At 75.2% G+C, this 22,435-nt stretch carries 13 protein-coding genes; 4 read left to right on the forward strand and 9 right to left on the reverse strand.

The annotated features are described in order from the left end of the window. Nucleotides 1-231: 231 nt before the first annotated feature. Both ACWCPN_RS29295 and ACWCPN_RS29300 read left to right on the forward strand, forming a co-directional pair. On the forward strand, nt 232-1,221 hold the full coding sequence (locus tag ACWCPN_RS29295; protein WP_451212035.1) for a helix-turn-helix domain-containing protein: 990 nt from the start codon (nt 232-234) through the stop codon (nt 1,219-1,221). 36 nt (nt 1,222-1,257) lie between these two features. Beyond that, entirely contained in the window at nt 1,258-1,740 is a 483-nt protein-coding gene (locus ACWCPN_RS29300; protein WP_392293453.1) for a DUF456 domain-containing protein, read from the forward strand. A 4-nt stretch (nt 1,741-1,744) separates the two neighbouring features. Here the strand turns inward: ACWCPN_RS29300 and ACWCPN_RS29305 are convergent, their stop codons facing one another. The 4 genes from ACWCPN_RS29305 to rsgA all read right to left on the reverse strand — a co-directional run bounded on the left by ACWCPN_RS29305 (nt 1,745) and on the right by rsgA (nt 6,212). Beyond that, nucleotides 1,745-2,920: an SGNH/GDSL hydrolase family protein gene (locus ACWCPN_RS29305; protein WP_451212038.1), complete on the reverse strand. Its 1,176-nt coding sequence runs from the start codon at nt 2,918-2,920 to the stop codon at nt 1,745-1,747. Nucleotides 2,921-3,085: 165 nt separating this feature from the next. Beyond that, nucleotides 3,086-3,601 (reverse strand): methylated-DNA--[protein]-cysteine S-methyltransferase, encoded by a 516-nt coding sequence (locus ACWCPN_RS29310; protein WP_451212041.1) that lies wholly within the window; start codon nt 3,599-3,601, stop codon nt 3,086-3,088. After that, nucleotides 3,598-4,992: a bifunctional transcriptional activator/DNA repair enzyme AdaA gene (locus ACWCPN_RS29315; protein ID WP_451212255.1), complete on the reverse strand. Its 1,395-nt coding sequence runs from the start codon at nt 4,990-4,992 to the stop codon at nt 3,598-3,600. Before ACWCPN_RS29315 ends, ACWCPN_RS29310 begins: the two co-directional genes overlap by 4 nt. 116 nt (nt 4,993-5,108) lie before the next feature. After that, nucleotides 5,109-6,212, reverse strand: coding sequence for a ribosome small subunit-dependent GTPase A (rsgA, locus tag ACWCPN_RS29320; protein WP_365128701.1), 1,104 nt, complete (start codon nt 6,210-6,212; stop codon nt 5,109-5,111). A gap of 431 nt (nt 6,213-6,643) precedes the next feature. On the opposite strand from rsgA, the gene ACWCPN_RS29325 reads away from it, so the two are divergent. Together ACWCPN_RS29325 and ACWCPN_RS29330 are read left to right on the forward strand one after the other, a co-directional pair. Beyond that, complete coding sequence (locus ACWCPN_RS29325) at nt 6,644-6,847, forward strand: cold-shock protein (RefSeq protein WP_020943502.1); 204 nt, start codon at nt 6,644-6,646, stop codon at nt 6,845-6,847. 87 nt (nt 6,848-6,934) lie between these two features. Further along, the gene (locus ACWCPN_RS29330; protein WP_451212045.1) at nt 6,935-8,644 is read left to right on the forward strand and encodes a DEAD/DEAH box helicase; all 1,710 of its coding nucleotides are present in this window, start codon (nt 6,935-6,937) and stop codon (nt 8,642-8,644) included. 212 nt (nt 8,645-8,856) lie between these two features. Here the strand turns inward: ACWCPN_RS29330 and ACWCPN_RS29335 are convergent, their stop codons facing one another. The 5 genes from ACWCPN_RS29335 to ACWCPN_RS29355 form a co-directional block, all read right to left on the reverse strand. After that, entirely contained in the window at nt 8,857-11,139 is a 2,283-nt protein-coding gene (locus ACWCPN_RS29335) for a hypothetical protein (RefSeq protein ID WP_451212048.1), read from the reverse strand. Continuing rightward, nucleotides 11,136-13,235 carry a hypothetical protein gene (locus ACWCPN_RS29340; protein ID WP_365128707.1) on the reverse strand — a complete coding sequence of 700 codons (2,100 nt, stop codon included), beginning with the start codon at nt 13,233-13,235 and terminating at the stop codon, nt 11,136-11,138. The genes ACWCPN_RS29335 and ACWCPN_RS29340 overlap by 4 nt, the downstream gene beginning before the upstream one ends. Nucleotides 13,236-13,305: 70 nt before the next feature. Next, nucleotides 13,306-16,242 carry a hypothetical protein gene (locus tag ACWCPN_RS29345; RefSeq protein WP_451212052.1) on the reverse strand — a complete coding sequence of 979 codons (2,937 nt, stop codon included), beginning with the start codon at nt 16,240-16,242 and terminating at the stop codon, nt 13,306-13,308. Beyond that, complete coding sequence (locus ACWCPN_RS29350) at nt 16,239-19,961, reverse strand: tubulin-like doman-containing protein (protein ID WP_451212056.1); 3,723 nt, start codon at nt 19,959-19,961, stop codon at nt 16,239-16,241. Before ACWCPN_RS29350 ends, ACWCPN_RS29345 begins: the two co-directional genes overlap by 4 nt. 137 nt (nt 19,962-20,098) lie before the next feature. Next, a complete protein-coding gene (locus ACWCPN_RS29355) occupies nt 20,099-22,372 on the reverse strand; it encodes a VWA domain-containing protein (RefSeq protein WP_451212059.1) in 2,274 nt (757 codons plus the stop codon). Nucleotides 22,373-22,435 lie beyond the last annotated feature (63 nt).

Raw genomic sequence — 22,435 nt, forward strand, 5'->3', positions numbered from 1 at the left:
TGACCGGGCCACGCCGCGCCGGGTGGCCGGATCCGGTCGGATCATGCCCGGGATTCCTGGGCCGCGGCTGTGCGCCGCCGGTCCGGCCGGGTGTCCGCCAGTGCTGTTCACCCTGGCAGAGTGACCGCGGGTACGGCGATGATGTGCGGCGGCGGGTTTGCGCCGTGGCCGGTTTCCGCCACGGACCGCCCGCCTGAATGGCTTGTTCGCAGGAAAGGGGAACGCGGCTCGATGCTGGCAGCGATAGGCCTGGACGAGACCCACGAGTCCGCGTACCGGGCGCTGGTGTCCGTGGGCGCCGCCGAGGTGGCGGATCTGGCGCGGCGGCTGTCGCTGGCCGAACCGGACACCGAGCGCGCGCTGCGCCGGCTGGAGGGGCACGGCCTGGCGGCCCAGTCCCCGGCCCGGCCGGGCCGCTGGGTGGCGGCGCCGCCCGGCGTGGCGCTGGCCGCGTTGCTGACGCAGCGGCGGCACGAGCTGGAGAAGGCGGAGCTGACGGCGGCGCTGCTGGCCGAGGAGTACCGGGCCACGGCGGCCGAGCCGGAGGTGCACGACCTGGTGGAGGTGGTGACCGGCGCCTCGGCGGTGGCACAGCGCTTCCTGCAGATGCAGCTCGGCGCCACCGAGGAGGTGTGCGCGCTGGTCACCGGCAACCCGATGGTGGTCTCCGGGATGGAGAACGACGCGGAGGAGCAGGCGGCGGGACGCGGGGTCCGCTACCGGGTGGTGGTGGAGCGCGACGTGCTGGACCTGCCGCACGGGCTGACCGAGCTGGCGGCGGCGCTGGGCCGGAACGAACGGGTGCGGGTGATGGACCGGGTGCCGACGAAGCTGGTGATCGCCGACCGCTCGCTCGCCATGGTGCCGCTCACCGCCAGAACGGTGGAGCCGGCCGCGCTGGTGGTGCACGCGAGCGGGCTGCTGGAGCTGCTGGCGGGCCTGTTCGACTCGGTGTGGCGCGAGGCGCTGCCGCTCCGGCTGGCCGGCTCCGGGGTGGCCGAGCAGCAGCCGGACGGGCCGGACCCGACCGACCTGGAGGTGCTGTCGCTGCTGCTGGCCGGGCTGACCGACGTGAGCGTGGCCAAACAGCTCGACCTGGGCCTGCGGACCGTGCAGCGCCGGGTGAAGCGGCTGATGGAGCTGGCCGGGGTGACGACCCGGCTGCAACTGGGCTGGCACGCCTACGAGCGCGGCTGGGTGTCCCGCGACGAACCCGTCTGATCTGCGGCTTCTTCACTCCTCGGGCACGCTGGGCAGATGGGAGCGTGGGAACTCCTGTTGGTCGGCGTGGTGATCGCGCTCGGCCTGTGCGGAGTACTGGTGCCCGGAGCGCCGGGGTCCTGGCTGGTGTGGGCCGCGGTGCTGTGGTGGGCGCTGAAGGACCCCCGGCCGCTGGCCTGGGCGGTGCTGGTGGGCGCGACCGGGGTGCTGCTGCTGTCCCTGGTGGTGCGCTGGGCGCTGCCCCCGCGCCGGCTGCGGGCGAGCGGCGCCACGCCCCGCATGGCCGTGTACGCCGGGACGGGTGCCGTCCTCGGCTTCGTGCTGCTGCCGGTGCTCGGCGCGCTGCCGGGTTTCCTGGCCGGTATCTACCTGCACGAGCGGCTGCGGCTCGGCGGGCACGGCGAGGCGGTGTCCGCGCTGCGCACCACGATGCGGTCGGGCGGCTCCAGCGTGCTCGCCGAGCTGTTCGCGTGTCTGCTGATCGCGGGGGCGTGGCTGGGCGCCGTGCTGTGGGGCTGACCGGTCAGCGGGCGAGGGCCGCGGCGACGGTGTCGGCGATCGCGCGCATGCCGGCGTCGTTGAAGTGCAGATGGTCGCCGGGGTCGTAGCCGGGCAGGATGCGCTCGGGGCGGGCCGGGTCGCGCACGGCGACGTCGGCGTCGGCGACGGCGTCGAAGGCGCCGCCGGTGCGGATGAACGCGTTGACCCGCTGCCGTACGGCCTCACCGGCCGCCGTGTACGCGCTGTACCCCGCGTACGGCGTGAGGGTCACGCCGACGACCCTGATCCCGTGGGCGTGGGCGCGCGCGACGAGGGTGCGGTACGCGGCGGCGAAGGCGGCGGGGTCGTCCGCCACGGGGGTGCCCTTGATGTCGTTGATGCCCTCCAGCACGACCAGGACCCGCGCCCCGGCCCGGTCCAGGGCGTCGGCGTCCAGCCGGGCCAGGGCGCTCGGCCCGGTGCCGTCGCGCAGCAGGCGGTTGCCGGCGACACCGGCGTTGAGGACGCCGAGGCGCCCCAGCCGTTCGAAGAGCCGGTCCGGCCAGCGGCGGTTGCCGTCGGGGGTGGAGCCGTTGCCGTCGGTGAGCGAGTCGCCGAACGCGACGACGCTGCCCTCGGCGGTGCCGAGGACGTCGACGCCGGTGACGTAGTACCAGGAGCCGGTGGCCAGGGTGTAGGCGGAGCCGGTCTCGTCGGCCGCGTGGCCCGAGCCGCCCGGGGCCAGGTAGCTGGTCTGCAGGGCGGTGCGGTGGAACGTCGCGGGCCCGGAGTCGTCCGGGGTGAGGACGGTGACCAGCAGATCGGCGGCGGCCGGCACGGCGAGCGGGACGGGATCGGTGAGCACGTCCCGGCCGGGCTGGACGGTGGCCGTCGGCGCACCCTGGAAGGTGGCGGTGCGCAGGGTACCGGGTACGGCGTCCGGGCCCGCGGCCCGTCGCAGCGCCACCGTGACCGCGCCGAGCCGCAGGGGCGCGGTGCCGAGGCGGTTGCTGAGCCGGATCCGCACGGCACCGCCGCCGACGCTGAGATGGACGACGTTGCGGACGGCGGCACCGGGCAGCGCGGCCGCGGTGCCGGACGGTGCCGCCTCCCAACTGCCCGTCCACCGCGGTGCGGTGGTCGAGGCGACGGCCCTGGCCGCCGTTCCCGGCACCACCGCGAGCAACAGCGCAGCGAGCGCCCGCCCCGCCTTGACCATGTACCGCCCGCCCTTCCCACGACCCGTCGCTGGTGACCGTGCCACAGGGCGGGCGCGCGGGACCGGAGCGGCACCGGGGAATCCACCCGCTCGGCGTAGGGCGGTACCCGGGCGGGGGCGGAGGGTGGTTCGCGGCCGGGCCGGCCGGGCGTCGGCGCCGTCCGGTCAGCGGCGCGGTGCCGGGGCGGGATCCGGCAGGCCGTTCTCCAGGGTGAGCAGCAGGAGCTTCCGGTCGAGGCCGCCCGCGTAGCCGGTCAGGGTGCCGTCGGCGCCGATGACGCGGTGGCAGGGGCGGACGATGAGGAGGGGGTTGGCGCCGATCGCGCCGCCGACGGCGCGGACGGCGGCACGGGAGGCGCCGATGCGGGCGGCGATCTCGCCGTAGGTGGTGGTCGCGCCGTACGGCACGGTGTCGAGGGCGGCCCACACCCGCTGCCGGAAGTCGGTGCCGTGGGCGCGCAGGGGCAGCCGGAACTCCTTCAGCTCGCCGGCGAAGTAGGCCGCCAGTTGCTCCTCGGCGGCCCGGAAGGGTCCGGGGTCCTCTCGCCAGTCGGGCTCGACGGCGCGGCCGCCCTTCTGCCCGGGCACGGACAGCGAGGTGAGGGCGCCGTCCGGGCCGGCGGTGAGCAGCAGCCGTCCGGCCGGGGTGTCCACGGCCGTCCAGAGGGTCAGGTCCGTCACGGGGTCAACTCTCCTGTGATGCGAAGGTGCTGGATGGCGTACGACCGCCAGGGCCGCCAGGCCTCGGGGGTCTCGGAGCCGGGCGGGGCCACGTCGGGATCGCCGAGGGCGCGGACGCGGAGGGTGGCGGCCATGGCGGGGTCCATGCCGGGCAGGGCGAGCAGCGCCCGCTGGGCGTCGTCCCGGTCGGCGCCCGGGTCCAGCCGTACGGTGCCGTCGGCGAGCGCACGGGCGAGCGCGCCGAGCGGGCCGCCGGGTTCGGCCCCGGCGAGTGCGTCGGGCTCCGGGAAGAGGTGTGTGAGGCTGCCGCAGGGCGCGTCGAGCGCCTTGCCGTACCGCCGCACCAGCCGCTCGGCCCCGGCCACCCCGGCGAGCGCCCGCGCGGCGGGCTCCAGGGGGTCGACGGCGCCGGGCGAGCGCAGGCCGGGCCGGGCGGCGACCAGCGGGGCGAGCCGGGGGTCGGCGGAGAGCCGCTCGTCGACCGCGTACGGGTCGGCGTCGAGGTCGAAGAGCCGGCGCAGCCGCTGCACGGCGGTGGTCAGGTCCCGGGGGTCGGTGAGGTGCAGCCGCGCCTCCAGCCAGCCGCCCGGATGCGTGCCGCCGCCCGCTCTCGGGCCCCGGGCGCGCTCCTCCACGGCGACGATCCCGGTGCCGTGCGGCAGCCGCAGGGTGCGCCGGTAGGTCCGGCCGCCGGGGGCGCCGGTGACCTCCTCGACGCCGGGTACGGCCTCCTGGGCGAGCTGGTCGAAGACGGCGCGGGACTGGTAGGGGCCGCGGTGGGCGAGCCGCAGCGGGATGCCCGCGCCCGGCGTGGCCCGGCGGGCGCCGCGGCCGCGGGGCGCGGCGGCCCGTACCCCGCTCGGTGTGGCGTCGTACACCTGGCGGATGGTGTCGTTGAACTGGCGCACGCTGGCGAACCCGGACGCGAAGGCGATCTCGGTGATCGGCAGGTCGGTGGTCCGCAGCAGTGTCCGGGCGGTGTGCGCCCGCTGGGCCCGGGCGAGCGCCACGGGTCCGGCGCCGAGCTCGGTGGTGAGCTGCCGCTGCACCTGCCGGGCGCTGTAACCGAGCCGGGCGGCGAGTCCGGCGACGCCCTCACGGTCCACGACGCCGTCGCCGATCAGGCGCATGGCCCGGCCGACCACGTCCGCCCGGACGTTCCACTCGGCCGATCCCGGCACGGCGTCCGGCCGGCACCGCCGGCAGGCCCGGAATCCGGAGCCCTGCGCGGCGGCGGCCGTGCGGAAGAACCGCACGTTGGAGCGCTTCGGGGTGACCGCGGGGCAACTGGGCCGGCAGTAGATCCCGGTGGTCTCGACGGCGAAGAAGAACGCCCCGTCGAACCGTCCGTCCCGGCTGCGCACCGCCTCGTACCCGCTGTCCTCGTCCATCACGTGTTCCAGTGTGGCCCGCCCCGGCGGGGGCGGGCTGGCGGAAATCGGACACGCAGGTGGGAGGGGCGGCGGGACGGCCGCCGTCGGCCGGGGCCGCCGCCGGCCCCGGCCCCCTAGGCCCAGCGGCCGCGCTTGGCCTCCATCGCGGCCCTGCCCTGCGCCCCCTTCCGCTTCCAGTCCTTCCTGATCTCGGCGCGCAGACGGGCGTCCGTCTTGGCGACGATCCACTGGTTCTCCCGCAGCAGCTTGCGGTAGCTCTCCAGGCGCCGGACCGGAAGGTCCCCGTCGTCCACCGCGGAGCGCACCGCGCAGCCGGGCTCGCTCTCGTGCGCGCAGTCCTGGAACCGGCACCGCTCGGCCAGTTCCTCGATCTCGGCGAAGACCTGCCCGACCCCGCTCCCGGCGTCGAACAGCCCGACGCCCCGCAGCCCGGGGGTGTCGATCAGCACGCCGCCGGAGGGCAGCGGCAGCAGGTTGCGGGTGGTGGTGGTGTGCCGGCCCTTGCCGTCGACGTCCCGGGCGGCCCGCACGTCCATGACGTCCTCGCCGACCAGGGCGTTGGCGAGGGTGGACTTGCCGGCGCCGGACTGCCCGAGCAGCACCGTGGTGCCGCCGCCGACGAGCGCGGTGAGCACGTCGAGGCCGTCACCGTGCAGGGCGCTCACGGTGAGCACGGGCACGCCCGGCGCGGTCGTCTCGACGTCCTGGACGAGATGGGCCAGTGTCACCGGGTCCGGCACCAGGTCGGCCTTGCTGAGCACCACCACGGGCTGCGCGCCCGACTCCCAGGCCAGTGCCAGGAAGCGTTCGACGCGCCCGAGGTCGAGTTCGACGGCGAGGGACACGGCGACGACGACGTGGTCGACGTTGGCCGCGAGCACCTGCCCCTCGGACCGCTTGGAGGAGGTCGACCGGACGAAGGCGGTACGGCGGGGCAGCAGGCTCCGCACGTACCGCGGATCGCCGCCTGCCGGGTCGACGGCGGCCCAGTCCCCCGTGCACACGACCTTCATCGGATCGCGGGGGACGACGAACTCGGTGTCGGCGCGGACGACGCCGGCCGGGGTGACGACGTCGCACTGGCCGCGGTCGACCCGTACGACACGGCCGGGCAGGAGGCCCCGCTCGGCGTGGGGAGCGAACTCGGCCGCCCAGCCCTCGTCCCAGCCGTAGGCGGCGAGAGGGTGCGACGAAACCGAGGAGGAGGAGAAGTTCAAGGGGAACCCTTCGAGGGGGCGGCCCCGGCTCCGCGCTCGTGCGCGCTGGGAAAGGTCAGCCGGAGGCCACGGGGGTGGAGTGGATGATCTTCTGGTTGCGGGCAGCACCCGTCACAGAGACAGCCATCGGTCACACCTCCCGTTCCTCGTCCGGTCGCCGGCGGCCACCAACGGCCGTCGTGCGAAGCGGTCTTCACCGTAGAGCGCCGCACAGTCGGGCGCCACTGATTTATTTCGCCCGCCCGCTTCGGCCCCGCGGCCCGGGCGCGCGCGAGCCACCGGCCGGCCGAGGTGTGCTACGGTTGCCGCAGTTGCAGTTGTGGTACCCATGAATTCATGTGCGCCTTGACGGGAATGTTTCTCCTAAAGGCGCATTATTTGTTTTTCCGGCATCTCCGGATGGGGCCTCTGCCTACCAGAAGGAGAAAGTCATGGCACAGGGAACCGTGAAGTGGTTCAACTCTGAAAAGGGTTTCGGCTTCATCGCGCAGGACGGCGGCGGCCCCGACGTCTTCGCCCACTACTCGAACATCGCCACCCAGGGCTTCCGTGAGCTCCAGGAGGGCCAGCGGGTCAGCTTCGACGTCACGCAGGGCCAGAAGGGCCCGCAGGCGGAGAACATCGTTCCCGCCTGATCGCCGGACACGTACCCGCTCACCGGGGCCCGCACCGTCATGGTGCGGACCCCGGTTTGTGCTGTTTTCAGGAAGGCAGACAACCGCATGTCCCGCAGACCCCAGAAGTCGAACCGGCGCGCCTCGTCACCCCCACCGTCCGCGTCGTCCCCGAGGGAATTCCGGCTTCCGGAGAGCACGACACCCGCACTTCCCGCCGTCGAGGACTTCGCCGGTCTGGACATGCCCGCGGCTCTACTGAAGACGCTCACCGCGCAGGGCGTCACCACCCCCTTCCCCATCCAGGCCGCCACGCTGCCGAACTCGCTCGCCGGCCGTGACCTGCTGGGGCGGGGGCGCACCGGCTCGGGCAAGACCCTCGCCTTCGGGCTGGCGCTGCTGGCCCGCACCGCCGGTCTGCGCGCGCAGCCCAAGGCGCCGCTCGCCCTGGTGCTGGTGCCCACGCGGGAACTCGCCCAGCAGGTGACCGACGCGCTGACCCCGTACGCGACGGCGGTCAACCTCCGGCTGGCCACGGTGGTCGGCGGTCTGTCGATCACCAAGCAGGCCGGCACGCTGCGGCGCGGCGCCGAGGTGGTCGTGGCGACCCCCGGCAGGCTCAACGACCTCGTGGAACGCGGGGACTGCGTGCTCGACGACGTGCGCATCACGGTGCTGGACGAAGCCGACCAGATGACCGACATGGGCTTCCTGCCGCAGATCACCAAGCTGATCCAGCGCGTACGGCCGGACGGGCAGCGCATGCTCTTCTCGGCCACCCTGGACCGCAACATCGACCGCCTGGTGCAGCGGTTCCTGACCGACCCCGTGGTGCACTCCGTGGACCCGTCGGCGGGAGCGGTGACCACCATGGAGCACCACGTGCTCCATGTCCTGGACGGCACCGACAAGGAGGCCGTCACCACGCGCATCGCGGCCCGTGACGGCCGGGTGATCCTCTTCCTGGACACCAAGAGGTCCGCGGACCGGCTCGCCAAGCGGCTGCTGGCCGTCGGCGTGCGCGCGGCGGCACTGCACGGTGGCCGCTCCCAGCCGCAGCGCAACCGCACTCTGGAGCAGTTCAAGACCGGCCGGGTGACCGCGCTGGTGGCGACGAACGTCGCGGCCCGGGGCATACACATCGACGACCTCGACCTCGTCGTTAACGTCGATCCCCCCACCGACCACAAGGACTACCTGCACCGGGGCGGCCGCACGGCCCGCGCCGGCGGTTCCGGCAGCGTGGTCACGCTGGTCCTGCCCGAGCAGAAGCGGGACATGACGCGGCTCATGTCGGACGCGGGCATCCGCCCCCGGACCGCCCGCGTGAAGTCGAGCGATCCGGAGCTGGTCACCATCACCGGCGCCCGCGAGCCGTCCGGCGTACCGGTGACCATCGAGGTCCCCCAGCCGGCGACGCCCGCGCCGTCCCGCCCGGACCGGAAGACCGGCACCGAGCGCGGCGGACGGTCCGGTCGCCGCCGCCGCGGCGGCGGAGCGGGAGCGGCTGCCGGTGCGGCCGCCGCGACCGGCGGCCGGGGACCGGAGCGCAGGGCGGCCGCGGGCGCGGCACCGGCCGGTGAGGCCGCCGCGACCGGCGGGCGAGGCTCCGCCCGGCGGACCGGTGGCACCAGGGCCACGGGCGGTGCCGGCGGCGCGGGCGGCCGGGGCACCGACCGCCGGGCCGCGGCCGGTAACGCGACCGGCGCCGCCTCGGGCTCGGCCAAGGACTCCCGCGGTTCCCGCCGGCGCACGGCGGCCGGCGGTGCCGCGGGCGGCGCCGACCGCCGGGGCGGCCGGCGCACCACGGCCACCTGAGGCCTGCTCGACGAGCCCTTCGCGTACATGGCGGTCAGCCGAAGACCACCATGTGCGTGGAGGGCTCTCCCGGTGCCGGGGACGGCCCCGAAGCTCACCTCCGACGAGTACGTCGCGTACCGCGTCGTGCCGAGAGTGTCGGTGAACCGGCGGAATCCGTGATGGAACCGAAAACCGCTTGGTCCACGCCCGCCGGTCACCGCTGAGCTTCCTCAGAGCACGAGCAGGACGATCGCGGCGAGGACGACGACCATCAGGCAGACGCCGCTGCCGAGCACACAGCCCGGGTTGTTCGTCAGCTCGGCGAGCCGGGCCCTGCCGGCTGACGGTCCGCCCGGACCGGTGGGCCCTTCCGAAGGACGCGGGGGCGTCCGGTGGTGGGCCTGGACGGCGCGAGCGTCAGTGCCGGGCGACGGCGGCACCGCGGGTGTCGCCGCGTTGCGGAACGCGTCCCGCAGGAGCTGGCTCCACAGGTCCGGCGGCAGGTCGGGGACCTGTCCGTTCTCCGGTTCGACGAAGGTCTGCCAGAGCCAGTTGCCCGTGGTGGCGTGCCGCTCCCGGCTCATGCGGTAGAACAGCTCCCGCAGGTCGGACCGATACTGTTCGTCCCGGGCCAGCGGTGCCACGGCCCACTGGAAGACCCGGGCCGCCCGCTCGGCCGTCGCCGCCCTCGACAAGGTGGCCTCGGGGCCGCCGGGTGACTGCTGCGCGAAGTACAGGTTCTGCTTGAGCACTTCGGCGCAGAGACCGTGCCGGGTGTCGGGGTGACGCGCCTGGAGGCGGGGCGGCCTGCCCAGCTCTTCGAGGACCAAGTCGACGGCGTCCGGCGACAGTTGCTCCGAGCGGAGTTCGTCCAGCAGGAACTCGTCCGACTGCCTGCCGAGTTCCGCCAGCAGATAGCGGTGCCCCATGGTGTCCCCGCGCCGGTGGCCGCACAGCTCGCGGTGGAGTCCACCGGTGTCCGGAGCGCCCTGAGGGGACGCGGCGGGAGCCGCCGGGGCGGTGTCGAAACCGTCGGGCAGCGACAGCACCGGGTGCCCTCCGGTCCCGTACTCGGTCGACGCACCGGGAGCGGGAGCGGGATGCGGTCCGGGCGAGTGCGGGAACTCGGACACGGGGGCGGGGTCGGGGGTGCGCGAGGACCGGGGCGGAGAGATCTGTTCGGGGGCGAGTGCGGACCGGGGCGGAGAGATCTGTTCCGGAGCGTGTGCGGACCCGGGTGGAGAGGCCGGTTGGGGGGCGTGTGCGGACTGGGGCGGAGCGTCGGGAGTGCGTGGCGTACGGGGCTCGGACCCGCGCGGCGGGGTGGGTTCGTGTGAGGATGCGGCGTCGCGCTGGTGTGCCGGTTCACGTGACAGTGCCGGACCACGTGGCGGCGCCGGATGGCGTGGCGGCGCCGGGTCGCGTGAGGGTGGTTCGCGTACCGGGTCGGGGTCGCGGACCGGTACGGGTTCGGGGTCGCGGACCGGTACGGGTTCGGGGTCGCGGACCGGTACGGGTTCGGGGTCGCGTGCCGGTACGGGTTCGGGGTCGCGTGCCGGTGGGGACTCGGGCCGGCGGCGGGGACGGGCGGCCGGGCGTTCGGTGCCGAGGACGTCCTGCAGCCGGGCGCGCCGCCGGTCCCAGTCGAGGGCCGCGCCGTCGGCCAGGCCGTGGACCAGTTGCGGCGCGCCGGCGGGCGCGTCCGGGTCGGCGAGCAGGTGCTCCACCAGCCGGGCGGCCGCCCAGTGTTCGAGCCCCGGCTCGGCCGGCCGGCGGCCCATGATCCGGGCCAGCGGGCCGGAGGTGCCGGTGTCCGGCTCCCAGCGCGGAACGGACATCAGCCGCAGCGGATGGGTGTCCACGGTGTCGTAGGTGGCGAACGTCCACTCCTGGCGGAGCCAGGAGCCGAAGATCAGGAACAACCCGAGATACACGAGCGGCACCCGGTCCGCGTCCGGCCAGTCGCGCGGTGTCTTCTCCTCGAGGAGCAGCGACACCCGCTGGGCCGGATCGCGCAGCAGCTCGGCGGTGGCCAGGATCAGCGCGTGTTCGACGCTCGGCAGCGCGTCCAGCATGCCGGGCAGCCGTCTGCGCGCCACGTCGTCGAGTTCCGCGCAGTCGATCACGGACTGCCGGCCCTTCGCCTGCTCGGCCTTCTCCTGGGGCCCCCAGCCGCGGTACGCCAGGCCCAGGCACTGGCGGGTCATCAGGGCCCGGGGGTCGCCGAAGAGGACGTGACTGACCGTGGACGGCCGGCCGCCCCGGTCGGTGGTGGGCCAGCGCCGGACGAGCATGACGTCGCCGTCGCGGGACACGGTGCGCACCACGCTCGGCCGTGCCGCCGCGGTGCCGGACACCCAGAGCAGCCGGCCGAGTTCCCGGCCCAGTCGCTCGGCCCGTTCGGGCGGGCACGAGTGGGCGACGGCGCTCATGCCGGTGCCCTGACGGCCGTGGTTGCCGTCCCAGCGGAAGACGACCTGGTGCACCGTGCCCCGGTCCTGGTAGCCGTTCACTGATGTTCCTCTCCCCCGGAGGATCCCCCGGATCCCCCGGCTCTCTGCGCTTCCTCCCACGGCACCGTCTCGAGCACGGGTGCCTCCCCCACCGCCAGCGCCTCGGCGCCGCCCGGCACGTCGATCAGTCCGTGCATCGCCAGCAGCGCCAGCAGCGGCTCCAGCACCCGCCGGGGCCCGGCGCCCGCCGGATAGCGGCCGTGGGCCTCCTGTCCCCCGGTGGCGGAGGCGATGTGCAGGGTGCACCGGCGGATCGCGTCGAAGGGGCGCAGCCAGGCCTGGCCGGCGTGCCGGCGCAGCAGCCCGTACACGTCCCGGCTCTCCTCGCGGATCGGCGCGGGGTCGAGCGAGGCGGCGGGCGGCCGGGCCAGCCAGCGGTCGACGGGCGGCTGGAACCTGAGCAGGTCCGCCTTGCCGAGCACCATCGCGGCCGGCACGTCCAGGTACGGGCCGTTCTTCGGCAGCCGGTCCAGGACGGTGCCGAAGGCCAGGTCGCCGTCCCGGTTCACCTCGACGTCCAGGCGTTCCCTGACGTGGTCGAGCTGGGGCAGCGGCAGGGCCAGCGCCGGGTCGACCACGAAGATCAGGGCGTCGACCCCGAGCAGGAACCGCAGCGCCGCGTCGGTGCGTACGAGGTCCTCGCCGCCGAGGTCGAAGAAGGCGACCGGGCGCACCTGGCCGCGCGCGTCGGTGATCAGCAGCGACTCCACGAAGCGGGCGAAGTCGTCGAGGCCCAGGGCGGCCGTGTGGTCCAGGACCCGGCCGCTGCGCAGCGGCTGCACCCGCTCCCGTACGAACCGCGCGTGCTGTTCGGGGTTGACGGACTGCCACTTGAGGCCGAACGGCTCCAGGCCGCCGTCGGTGACGGCCGCGATCATCTGGGTCAGCAGATGGCTCTTGCCGGTGGAGGACTGGCCGACCATCGCCACGGTCAGCGGGCGGCCGTACGTCAGGTAGGGCACCGGGATGAAGTGCTCGGGGAAGTCCGGGTCGGCCGTGCACTTCTGGACGGCGCCGCGCATGATGTCGGTGCGCCGTACCGGGTTGCCGATGCCCGCGAGGTCCAGCGGCTTGTACTGCATCCTGCTGTCGGTGACGAACAGTTTGCCGAGGTCGAGCTGGATGGCCTCCAGGCAGTAGGGGCACAGCACCTCCCCGCCGCCCGGCGCCGCCGGCGCCCCGGTTCCGTCCCCGGTGCGGGCCGCCGGTGCCTGCCGTTTGAGCCGCAGCGCCTCCTCGAAGGCCTCCCGGTGCGGGCGCTCCTCGTCGGCGGGCAGGGTGAGCCGGACCCGGCGGGCGGCTCCCGGCGCGAGGAGTTCGAGCAATTGGGCGGGGGTGGGCCGATCGGCCGCGCGCGCGGCGAAGGCCTGCCGCAACGTCCGGTCCAGCGCCCGGTGTTCGCCCAGGTCGGCGGGGGCCCGGTCGGCGGGCCCGGGCCGTCCGGTGACCAGCCGGTAGAGCACCTGGGCCGCGCTCCACACGGCGTCCCGCGGATCGGCGAGCCCTTCGCCACGGCGCTGTTCGGGCGAGCAGAAGGGCGGCCTGCCCCACGGGGACCTGGGCCGTCCGGTCCGGGTCATCGCCTCCAGACCCCAGAGCTGGACCCGGGCGCCGTCCCAGAGCACGGTGGCGGGCGAGACACCGCGCGGCACCAGGCCCTGGTCGTCCAGCAGGCACAGGGCGAGCATCAGGTCCCGGGTGAGGCGCTGCTGGTCGGTCGCGGCCATCACGTGGGTGCGTGCGGCGGGGACGCCCCGGGGTGCCGCGTACAGCAGGAACGGCTCGGCGGCGTCCGGTTCGTAGCCGATGATCCGCGGGAAGAGCGCCGCGTACTCCGTGTCGTCGAGCACACGGTGCAGGTGCAGCGCGGTGCCCGCCTCGGTGTCCAGCAGCGCGCGGGCCGCCGGGTTGGCCGCCTCGGCGCTGCCCAGGCGCACCTGCAGGCACTGCTGTCCCTCGTCGTCGAGCACGCAGTTGCGGATGAGCTGGGGCAGCAGCCGGTCGCGGCGGGACTCGGGCCCGAAGCGGGCCGGGGTGACGCGGCGCCGGCCCGACGGCAGGGTGAACGCGAGCTTGTCCGGGGGCGAGCTGGTCACCGGCGGTCCTCTCCTTCGTGCGCGTGCACCGGGCCGTGCGCGGGCGTGCGGCCGGGGTGCGGGGTGCGGTTCACCAGCGGTCGCCGTCCCGTCGGTCGTCCTGGTCGGGACGGTCGTACGGGGGCGCCTGCTCGTACCGGGCCGCCTCCTCGTAGGGGCTCGCCTGCTCGTACGCCGAGGGCGGCGGGTCGTACGCGTAGGAGTCCGCCCCGTACGCCTCCCTTCCGTACGCCTCCGTCCCGTACGCGTCCGTCCGCTCGTAGGAGTCCCAGTCCCTCCGGTCGGCGGCGTCCCGCCGGCCGTGGTCCGTCCGGTCGTGGGCGTCCTCCCGGCCGGCGGGGCGCGGGCGGTCGTACGGGTTCCGCGGCTCGTCCGGGATCTCGCGGCCGTACGGGTCCGTGCCGTCGTCGGGGCCGGCGCCGTAGCGGGGCCGGACGGTGTCCACCACGCCCATCCGCAGCGGCGTGAGCCGCACCAGGCCGGCGTACCGTCCCGAGGAGGTCCACAGGACGTCCTCCGGCTGGGCCGAACCGCTCGACCGCCAGGCCTTCTCCACCTCGTCGCGCACGGCCAGCGGCGCGAACCTGAGCCACACGGCGGCCGCCGGGTCGCGGCTGAGCAGCGTGCCCTGTTCGGGCGAGGACAGCTGCACCACGGACTGGCGGTCGGTCTCCGCGCCGACCAGTTCGGCGGGCCGGTGCGGGTCGGTGCCGAGCAGGTTCGCCGAGGTGGCGCGGACCCGGCGGGCGGCGGCGAACGGCGGTGCGGCCAGCACTCCGTTGTGCTGGAGGTGGCGGCGGGCCGTCGACAGCACGTCGCGGACCCGCTCCTCGGTGCGCCGCACGGCGAGGGCGCCGGCCTGGCCGCGTTCGACGGCACCCCAGTACGGCTTCATGGCCTCCAGGGCGGCGTCCGTCAGATCGGCGGCCAGGGTGGCGACCAGCTCCGGTCCGCCCTCGCCGCTGTCCCGCTCCAGCCAGCGCGGAACCCCCTTGGCGCGGTCGCTCCGGGCCGCGCCGGGAGTCCTCTGCCGGCTTTCCTGCGGCCGCTCGCCGTGCCCTTCGTCCCCGGCGGGCTCCTCCCAGGCGGGTCCGTCCTGCCAGGCCGGGCCGTCCTGCCAGGCGTACACGCCGGCCCAGTCGCCGTCCGCGTCGTCGGGGCCGGCGTCGTCCGTCTCCAGGGCGGAGGGGCCGGTGAGCCAGTCGTCCTCGGCGGGCGGGCCGGCGTCCGGTGCGGTGCGGGCGCCGGGCACCTCGAACCGCTCGGCCTCGGGCGCCGCCTCGGCCTCGGCGGCCGCGGCCGTCGCGCGCAGCATGCCGGCGACGGACCGGGCCGCGTCGGCGCAGTACAGGCGCTCCTCGACGGCCCAGTGCTCGCCGACCGCCTCGGCCAGCAGGGCGTCGAGCCGGTCCAGGGTGTGCCGCAGCCCGGCCGTCGTCCGGCCCGGCGCCCAGGCGGCGGCCGCCGCGTGCCACAGCCTGCGGGCCGTCTCCACGGCGACGCAGCATCCGGCCACCAGCGCGGCGCCGCTCAGCAGGGGCGGGGGCCCGGCCGCGTACGCCACGGCCACCCCCGCCCCGGCACCCGCGAACGCCGCGACGCGTGGGGCGACGGCCCAGCGGCCGGGGCGTCCGGCACCGCGCAGCCGGGCCTTCCCGAGTTCCGCCATGGCGGCGAACAGCAGGGGGACGAGGAGCGCCAGCGGGAGGAACGGCCCCCGCCACAGCGCGCCGAGCAGTGCGGCGACGGCCGCGAGCGGCGTGGCGGCCACGAGGCCGGGCACCGCCGCGCCGTCCGCAGTCCCGGACCGCTCCGCCCCGCCACCGGTGTCCGCGGCGCCCGTGCGCGCGTCGGCGCGGGCGCCGGGGAGGGCGGCCAGCTTCGGCAGCAGCGCCGAACCGGGTACCGGCTCCACCCGCCCGGCCAGCCCGGTGAACCGCTGGGCCACCGACCGCATGGGCAGCTCCTGGCCGAGGAGTTTCTGGGCGAAGTCCCGCAGCCCCTCACCGATCCGCTCGCCGATGCCCTCGGCGGACGGCACCCGCAGCCCGAGGGCCGTGAGCCGGGCCGCCGACTCGGCGGGGGACGCGGTCGCGCCGCCGCCGCGCAGCGCGGTGCCGACGAGGTCCCGGTACTCCTCCAGCGCCCGGTGCGCCTCGTCGACGTCCGCCTCGAAGGAGTCCCGGCGGCCGGGCCGCAGCAGCCCGGGCAGGCTCCGCAGTCCGGCCAGCGAGTCCTCGGCGCGGTCGAGTGCCTCCACGCAGGCGCCGTGGGTGTCGTCGGCCACGCCACCGGGCTCCCGGTGCCGCTGGTCCCGGCCGCCGCGGGCCGCCACCAGCCGGCGCAGCGGCTCCGGCAGATCGGCTCCGGAGGAGGCGGTCAGCAGGACGTCCGGCGCGAGTTCGGTGTCCTCGCCCGCGAACCGGGTCAGCGCGTCGCGCCAGGCCCGGTCGCGCACCTCCGGCGGCAGGTCCTGCTCCAGCAGCCGCACCCCGGGCGCGGCGACGGCCTCGGGCAGCGTGCCGATCGCCTCCAGCACCCCCCGGTAGAGGTCGGGCACCGACAGCACGTCGACCAGGACCGCCAGCGCGTCCGGGTCGTCGGCGGCGGGCTGCTCCAGCGCGGTGTGCGCCGAGCGCAGGTCACCGGCCCACAGCAGCCCGGTGCCCGAGGTGCGCAGCACGGCGGGCCGCACCAGCCTGCGGTCGGGCTGGAACGCCTCGTCCTCGCCCGCGTACGAGCCCGGCGCGCTGCCGACCAGCAGCACCAGGAGCCTGACCTCGCCCACCGCCCGGTAGCCGGTGAGCAGTTCGTACTGGAGCTGGTGGTCGGTCAGCCCGGCCGGGGTGTCGACCACCAGGAAGAGCGGGTCGTCGGGTTCCGGCAGCCCGGCCCGGCCGAGCTGCCGGGCCACCCTGGCGCGCAGGGCCGCGGCGCTGTCCAGCTCCGCCGCGCCCGCGCGCAGGTCCAGGTGGACGACGGCTCCGGAGTCCTGAGCGGTACTCACTGCGCGTCACCGTCCCAGGGGTTGCGGCGGGACCGGTCGCGCTCGTCGCCGCCGTACGTTCCGTGGCCGGCGGAGTCGTCCCAGGGCACCGTCGGCACGTCCTCGCGGCGACGCCGTTCCTCCGCGCCGCTCCCGGCGGGGGGACGGTCGTCCCCGCGGGTCTCCCGCTCGCCCCAGAGCTCCTGCCCCGCGTCGTCGTCCGTGCCGCGCCGGCCGCCGCGGTCCTCGGCGTACGACCGCTCGTAGCCGCGCCGGCGGGCGCCCTCCGGGGCGGCCCGGTCCTCGTCGTCGTCCTCGCGGAACCGGGCGCCGCGGTCCTCGGCGCGCCGCCGCTCGTCACCGTACGGAGCGTCGCCACCGTACGGGCGCTCCTCCGCGTACGGGCGCTCCTCCCCGAACGGCCGGTCGTAGCCACGGGGGCGGGCGGTGTCGCCGCCGTCCCGGTCCTCCCGGTCGGCCGCTCCCCGGTGGGTGTCGTAGGAGGACACGGGGGCGGTCCCCCAGTCGTCGTCATCGGTGGCGGGGCGTCGGGGGGCGGGTACGTCGTCCCGGCCCCGGGCCCGCCCCGGGGTGCCGCCGCGCACGTGTTCCAGCAGGGTGCGCAGGGTCGGCTGGACGGCGCGCTGGTCACCGAACTCCTTGTCCAGCGCGGCCGGCAGGGTCTCCGCCCAGAACTCCCACAGCGGCCGCACCCAGCCCTCGACCCGCTCGCCGCCGCGCTCCCGGCGATCGGCAAGCAGTTCGAGCTGGCGCGGGGCGATCTTCTCGACCAGGTCGACGAAGAGCGGATGGGGTTCGCTGCCGGTCCGGGCCAGGCCCAGCGGCTGCGCGCCCATCAGCTCACGGCAGTAGTCCTCCACGGTCCGCTCGTCGTCGAGGACCGTCCAGCGCTCGTACGACCGCAGCAGCTCCGCCCAGCTCGACACCCCGCCGGGGAAGTCGCCCAGGCGCAGGCGGACGCCGGGCACGTTCGGGCCCGCCTCCGGGAACAGCCGCAGCCTCACCCGGTCCGGGGAGGCCGGGTCGCCGTCCACGACGTCCACCTGGCCGTTCCACATGCAGCACAGCAGCCGGTGCAGGATGGTGCGCCGGTCCTCCTCGCTGCTGACCATCCAGCTGTCGCGGTGGCCGAGGCGCTGACGCCAGCGCAAGACGTCCTGCGCCTGCTCGGACTCCTTCGCCCGGGCCCACTGGCGCAGCACCTTGCGGGCCTCGGGCACCTGGGTGAGGCTCATCTCGCTGCGGAAGAGGACCACGGTGATCGAGTCGCTCTCCACCGCCCGGTACTCCACCGAGTTCTTCGCGTCCGAGGGCAGCCGCAGCGTCTTGCCGAGGTACTCCTGCACCTCCTCCGCGGCCTGCACCCGGGGGTGGGTGACCAGGACCCGCAGCGGTCCGGTGCCCTCCGGGGTGAACCCGACGGGCAGCAGACCGGCGAGCTTGCGTCCGAACAGGTCGAGCGCCTCCTTGCTGACCTGGTCGGTGGCTTCCTGGTCACCCGCCGCGGCGGACAGCAGGGTCCCCATGGCCGGCAGCAGCGGCCGCTCCTCCAGATGCGTACCGCTCTCCGCGAACAGCCGGGTGATGCGCGCCTCGAGCTGGCCCTTGACCTGGGCGACGGCGCCGTCCGGGTCCCGGCGGCTGCGGGTGTGGACGCGGCGCCAGGTGTCCCCGTCGACCAGCTTGAGCAGCAGTGCCGCCTCGTAGTCGGTCTCCCGCAGGCCCTCCCGGCGGATCAGCCGGGCGACCACGTCCTCGTAGAAGTGGTTGATGGTGCGCTGCGGCGGCAGCAGGTAGGAGATGCCGGTGCGGTCCTCGTACAGCTCGTGGCCCTTCTGCGCGGAGGCCTTGCGCTCCTGGTCGCCGTGGCTGCGGAAGGCCCGCACCAGGCGGTCCAGGTCGGCGCCGGCCGCGTCCGCGTGGGGCTGCCAGACCTGCTGCTGGTCGCGCCAGGCCTCGTGCCAGATCAGCCGGCAGCGCCACTCGTACCAGGCGTCCTGCTCCCGGATGGCGGCCTGGACGGCCTCGTCGCCCCAGCGGGCGGGCGCCATGCCGGCCAGCTGCCCCTTGATCCGGGGAATCTTGGGCGGCTGCTCGGTGACCCCCGCCGGGCGCTGCGGGGCACGGGCGCGGCTGTCCAGCATGCCGAGGAAGCCGAGCCGGACGATCCCGTGGTCGCTGTCGGGTATGCCGCGCACGACGCGTTCGGCGAGGAAGGGGTCGGCGCTCTGCAGCAGCTTGTCGACGGCGGGACGCGGGGCGAAGCGGTCGGCCATGACGGCGGCCTGGTGCTCGGCGTCCGCACGCAGCGCGGCCAGCTGCCGCTGCATGTCGCCGATGCGCTCGCCCAGTGCCTGCTCGACGTTCTTCCCGCCCCGGGGCAGCGGTTCGGGCTCGGGCACCGGCAACTGCCGTCGCTCCCAAAGCTCTTCGAGGTGGGAGTCGGCGAAGAGCTGCCGGATCATCAGCACTCCGTTGTCGCCGCGCAGGGCGGCCCGCGGCCGTTCCACCAGTTCGGTGACCGCCTCCCGCAGCATCCGGCCGGCGACCAGGTCGGCGAGCTGGTCCATGGGCGCGGTCATGGAGGCGACCAGGCTGGTGGAGACGCCCTGCCGGCCGATGCCGGTCGGCGACAGCGAACTGCGGGCGACTCCACGGTTGATGAAGCTCGCGGAGAAGGTCTGGTAGTCGTCGTCTGCGGCCGTCTTGCGGCCTCGGGAGCGGCCGTCGCCCAGTTCGGTGCCGATCAGCGACATCACCAGGGAGACGATGGAACGGCGCAGGTCGTCGGCGCGGATGCCGGCGGTCGGGCTGAACAGGAACGCCGTGGGGAGGATTCCGGTGCGCAGCCGGACGGGGTTGGTGCCCGGGTAGCGGATGGCGAAGCCGGCGTCCTGGTCGAGGTCGCCGATCTCGGCTCCCTCGGTGGGCGCGTTCTGCCGGTCCACCAGCCGGAACAGGTCCACCAGGGACCGGGCCGCGTTGAGTTCCGCCTCGCGCCCCCCGCCGGTGGCGGAGGAGAACGACGACGGCATCACCACCAGCGGGTAGATCTTGACGCCGTCGAACCGCCGTACCTGGAAGGCGTAGTTGATGAGGTGCAGGTAGTCCAGGAAGATGCCGGCGCCGGTGCCGCCGGCCACCGAGAAGGCGACGAACACGTCGCAGCCGCTGACCCTGCCGCCGCCCAGCTCGCTGAGTTCGCCCGCCGACTTGGCGATGGCGTCGATCGCCTGCAGCAGCGGTTCGAGGACGGGGTTCAGGCCGTGCCGGAGCGTCGCGAACAGGGCGGCGCGGCCGACGGTGGGGAGCTGGCCCGCGCCGTTGTGGAGCGGGGTGACCTCGGGCTCGCCGATGACGGGCGGGAGCCAGCCGGCCACCTCCTCGCGCATGCTGGCCCGGAGCATCTTGGTGACTTCCGGTGAACTGTCGAAGTTCGGCAGCAGGTGGTGGGTGGCCCGGGACGTGCGGGCGTAGGCGGCGCGCAGCGAGGGGTCCACGTTGAACTGCGGCAGCCGCTGCAGGTCGGATTCGCTGTAGTCGGCGTATACGAACTGGAGGCAGTCCGGGAGCTGGTAGGGGGCCTGGCCGCTCTGCCGGGTCAGTGCCATGCCGTCCGGCCCGCACAGCTCGGTGCGCAGTCTGCGTTCGAGTTCGGCGCCGACCAGTCCCCCGGTGCCGCCCAGGCCGACGAAGAGCATCGGCTGGAAGATCTTCATGGTTTCCTCCCCGCTCGCGGCCGGGGCGGCCGCGGGTTCGTGCTGGGACCTTCTGCGTGGTGCGTACGGCCTGGCGGCCGCGGTGCGGTGCGGTGTGCCGGGCGGGGAGCGATCGGGCTCCCCGCCCGTCCCCGGCGTCATTCGTAGGAGCTGTAGGCGCTGGGGGTGCTGCTGCTCTCGGGGGTGCCGGCCTCGGGGCGGGGGCGGGACGGCGGCTGCCTGCGGCGCCTCGGCTTCGGGGGACGCTTGTCCTCGCCGAGGGCCAGTTGCAGCGTCTCGGTCAGCGGGACCGGGCCGCGGACGGGCACCAGGGTCCGGCCGCCGCCCTTCCTGCGCAGGACCGCTCCGCCGCCCTTGGGATTGCGCTGGACGGCGTACGGGCCGTGGGGGCGCCGTTCGATGCGGGGGCTGCGGTGGGGTTCGGCGACCATGAACTCGTACCACTGCTTCTGCCCGTGCCCGGCCTGGTGCTCGGAGAGGACGCTGCCGTCCTCCGCGACCAGGTGCAGGGTCAGTCCGTACGGGTCCTTGGCGCGCCGGCGCTGGCGCACCCAGGCGGCGGCCACCAGGGCCAGCGCCACCAGCAGGGCGGCGGCGCCCAGGATCACCCACCTGTACTTGTCCCAGAAGCCCGGCTCGTGCGTCACCCGCACCGAGAGCGGGGACCGTACGAGGGTCCGGTCGTGGTCGGTGGTGTCGGCGACGGTGACGTTGCCGGCGAGGTCCAGCCCGTCGTCGCCGAGGCGGTCGCCGAAGACGCCGGCCGGGGCGACCTCGACGGTCACCTTCCGGGTGCCGGACGCGCCGGGCCCCAGCGTGATCCGCTCGGGGCTGACGGAGAGCAGCCCGGACTGGAGGTCGGTGACGGCGAGCCGCAGGGTGTGCGCGGTGCCGCTGGTGTTGTGCACGGCCAGGGTGCCGCTGATCCGGGCGCCCGGGTGGACGTCCGCGGCGGGCAGGTCGAGCGAGGTGGTGACGGGCAGCTGGCCGGGGGCGACCTCGCCGGACTCGCTGCGGGTGTCGGCGCTGAGCCCGGCGGCGGTCAGTGTGGCGCTCACCTTCAGGGCGCCGTCGGCGTCCTTCGGGACGCGCACGGAGCCGGTGAAGGAGCCGTCGCCGGCCCTCGGGTCGGCGGCCTTGCCGTCGTCGGTGAGGTCCAGCTTCAGCGGGGTGAATCCGTCGCCGGTGAGGGCGCTGCGCACCCGCAGCCCGTCGTAGTCGCGGGGGTCCTTGATCTGGTAGCCCTCGCGGGTCTGCAGCCGCATGGTCACCTCGACCTCGTCCCCGGCCTGCGGGGAGGGCGGGTCCATGGTGATGGCGCCGCGCAGCTCGCCCTGCCACAGCACGCTGACCGAGACGGGCAGCGAGCGGTGTCCCTCGGGTGCCTCGGCCCTCACCTTCCAGGGCCCGGGCAGCGGGTCGACGATCTTCAGCGCCTCCACCACACCGCTGCCGCCGGCCAGTTCGAAGGACGACTTGCGGTACTTGCCGTGCGTGGGCACCTTGTTGCCGTTGGGGTCGTAGTACGTGATCTCGACGGCGGGGTCGCCCTTGTCGACCACGATGCTGCCCACGGTCGCCAGCGGGGAGACGGCGATCTCCTGGGTGGACGGGGGCCGCTTCGGGGCGGGTCCGCGCTCGTGCCGCAGGCAGTGGGCGGCGGCGAAGATGTCCTCCAGGGTGGTGCCGATGGCCGCCGGCTCGACCTTCTTGGGTTCGGGGGTCGCGGACGGCAGGTCGACGCAGCCCTTCTGGTACCCGCCGGCGGCCATCCGCTTCAGCTCGTCCATGCGCGGCTGGTCCCCGAAGCCGAGCGGCCACACCTGCACGTGCTCGTCCCTGGCCTCCTTCAGCGCCAGGCCGAGCTGCCGGTCGCCCTCGTCGTCGCGGTGCGCGGGGTCGCCGTACTTGGGGCTGTCGCTGACGTCCATGTAGCCGTCGGTGAGCAGGAACAGCACCCGGGGCTGGGACGGGTCGGTGCCGTCGGTGAGGTCGTGGACGCCCTGGCGTATCGCGCTCGGGAAGTCGGTGCCGGTGCCCTGGCTCCTGGTCCGGCCGCGCAGCTTGGTGACGCAGCCGCCGATGGTGTCGCGGCCCGCCGCGTCCAGCGCGGTCCGCGGGCACACCGGGTCCACCGCGCGCTGGCCGTCGGACTCGGCGGCGGCGAAGCCGAAGACGGTGACATGGGACTGGGAGGAGACGTCGCCGAGCGCGATCCGGGCGGCGGCGGCCTTCTCGGCCTTCATGTCCGCGGCGGCGAGGCTCGCGGACTCGTCGACGGCCACGGCGTAGTTGACCGCCGGGAACGCCGGCCTCGTGTCCGCGACCGGCACCGGGTCGTGACCCGGTGGTGCCGACAGGGCGCCGGACAGCGCGGCCCCCGCCAGCATCGCGACCGCGGCGCGGCGCATCCCGCCCCCTCGCGTCTGCCGTCTTCCCGTGACTGTTTCCACGGCGGTCCCCTGATTCCTCGT

The organism is Streptomyces sp. NPDC002386 (assembly GCF_053593175.1).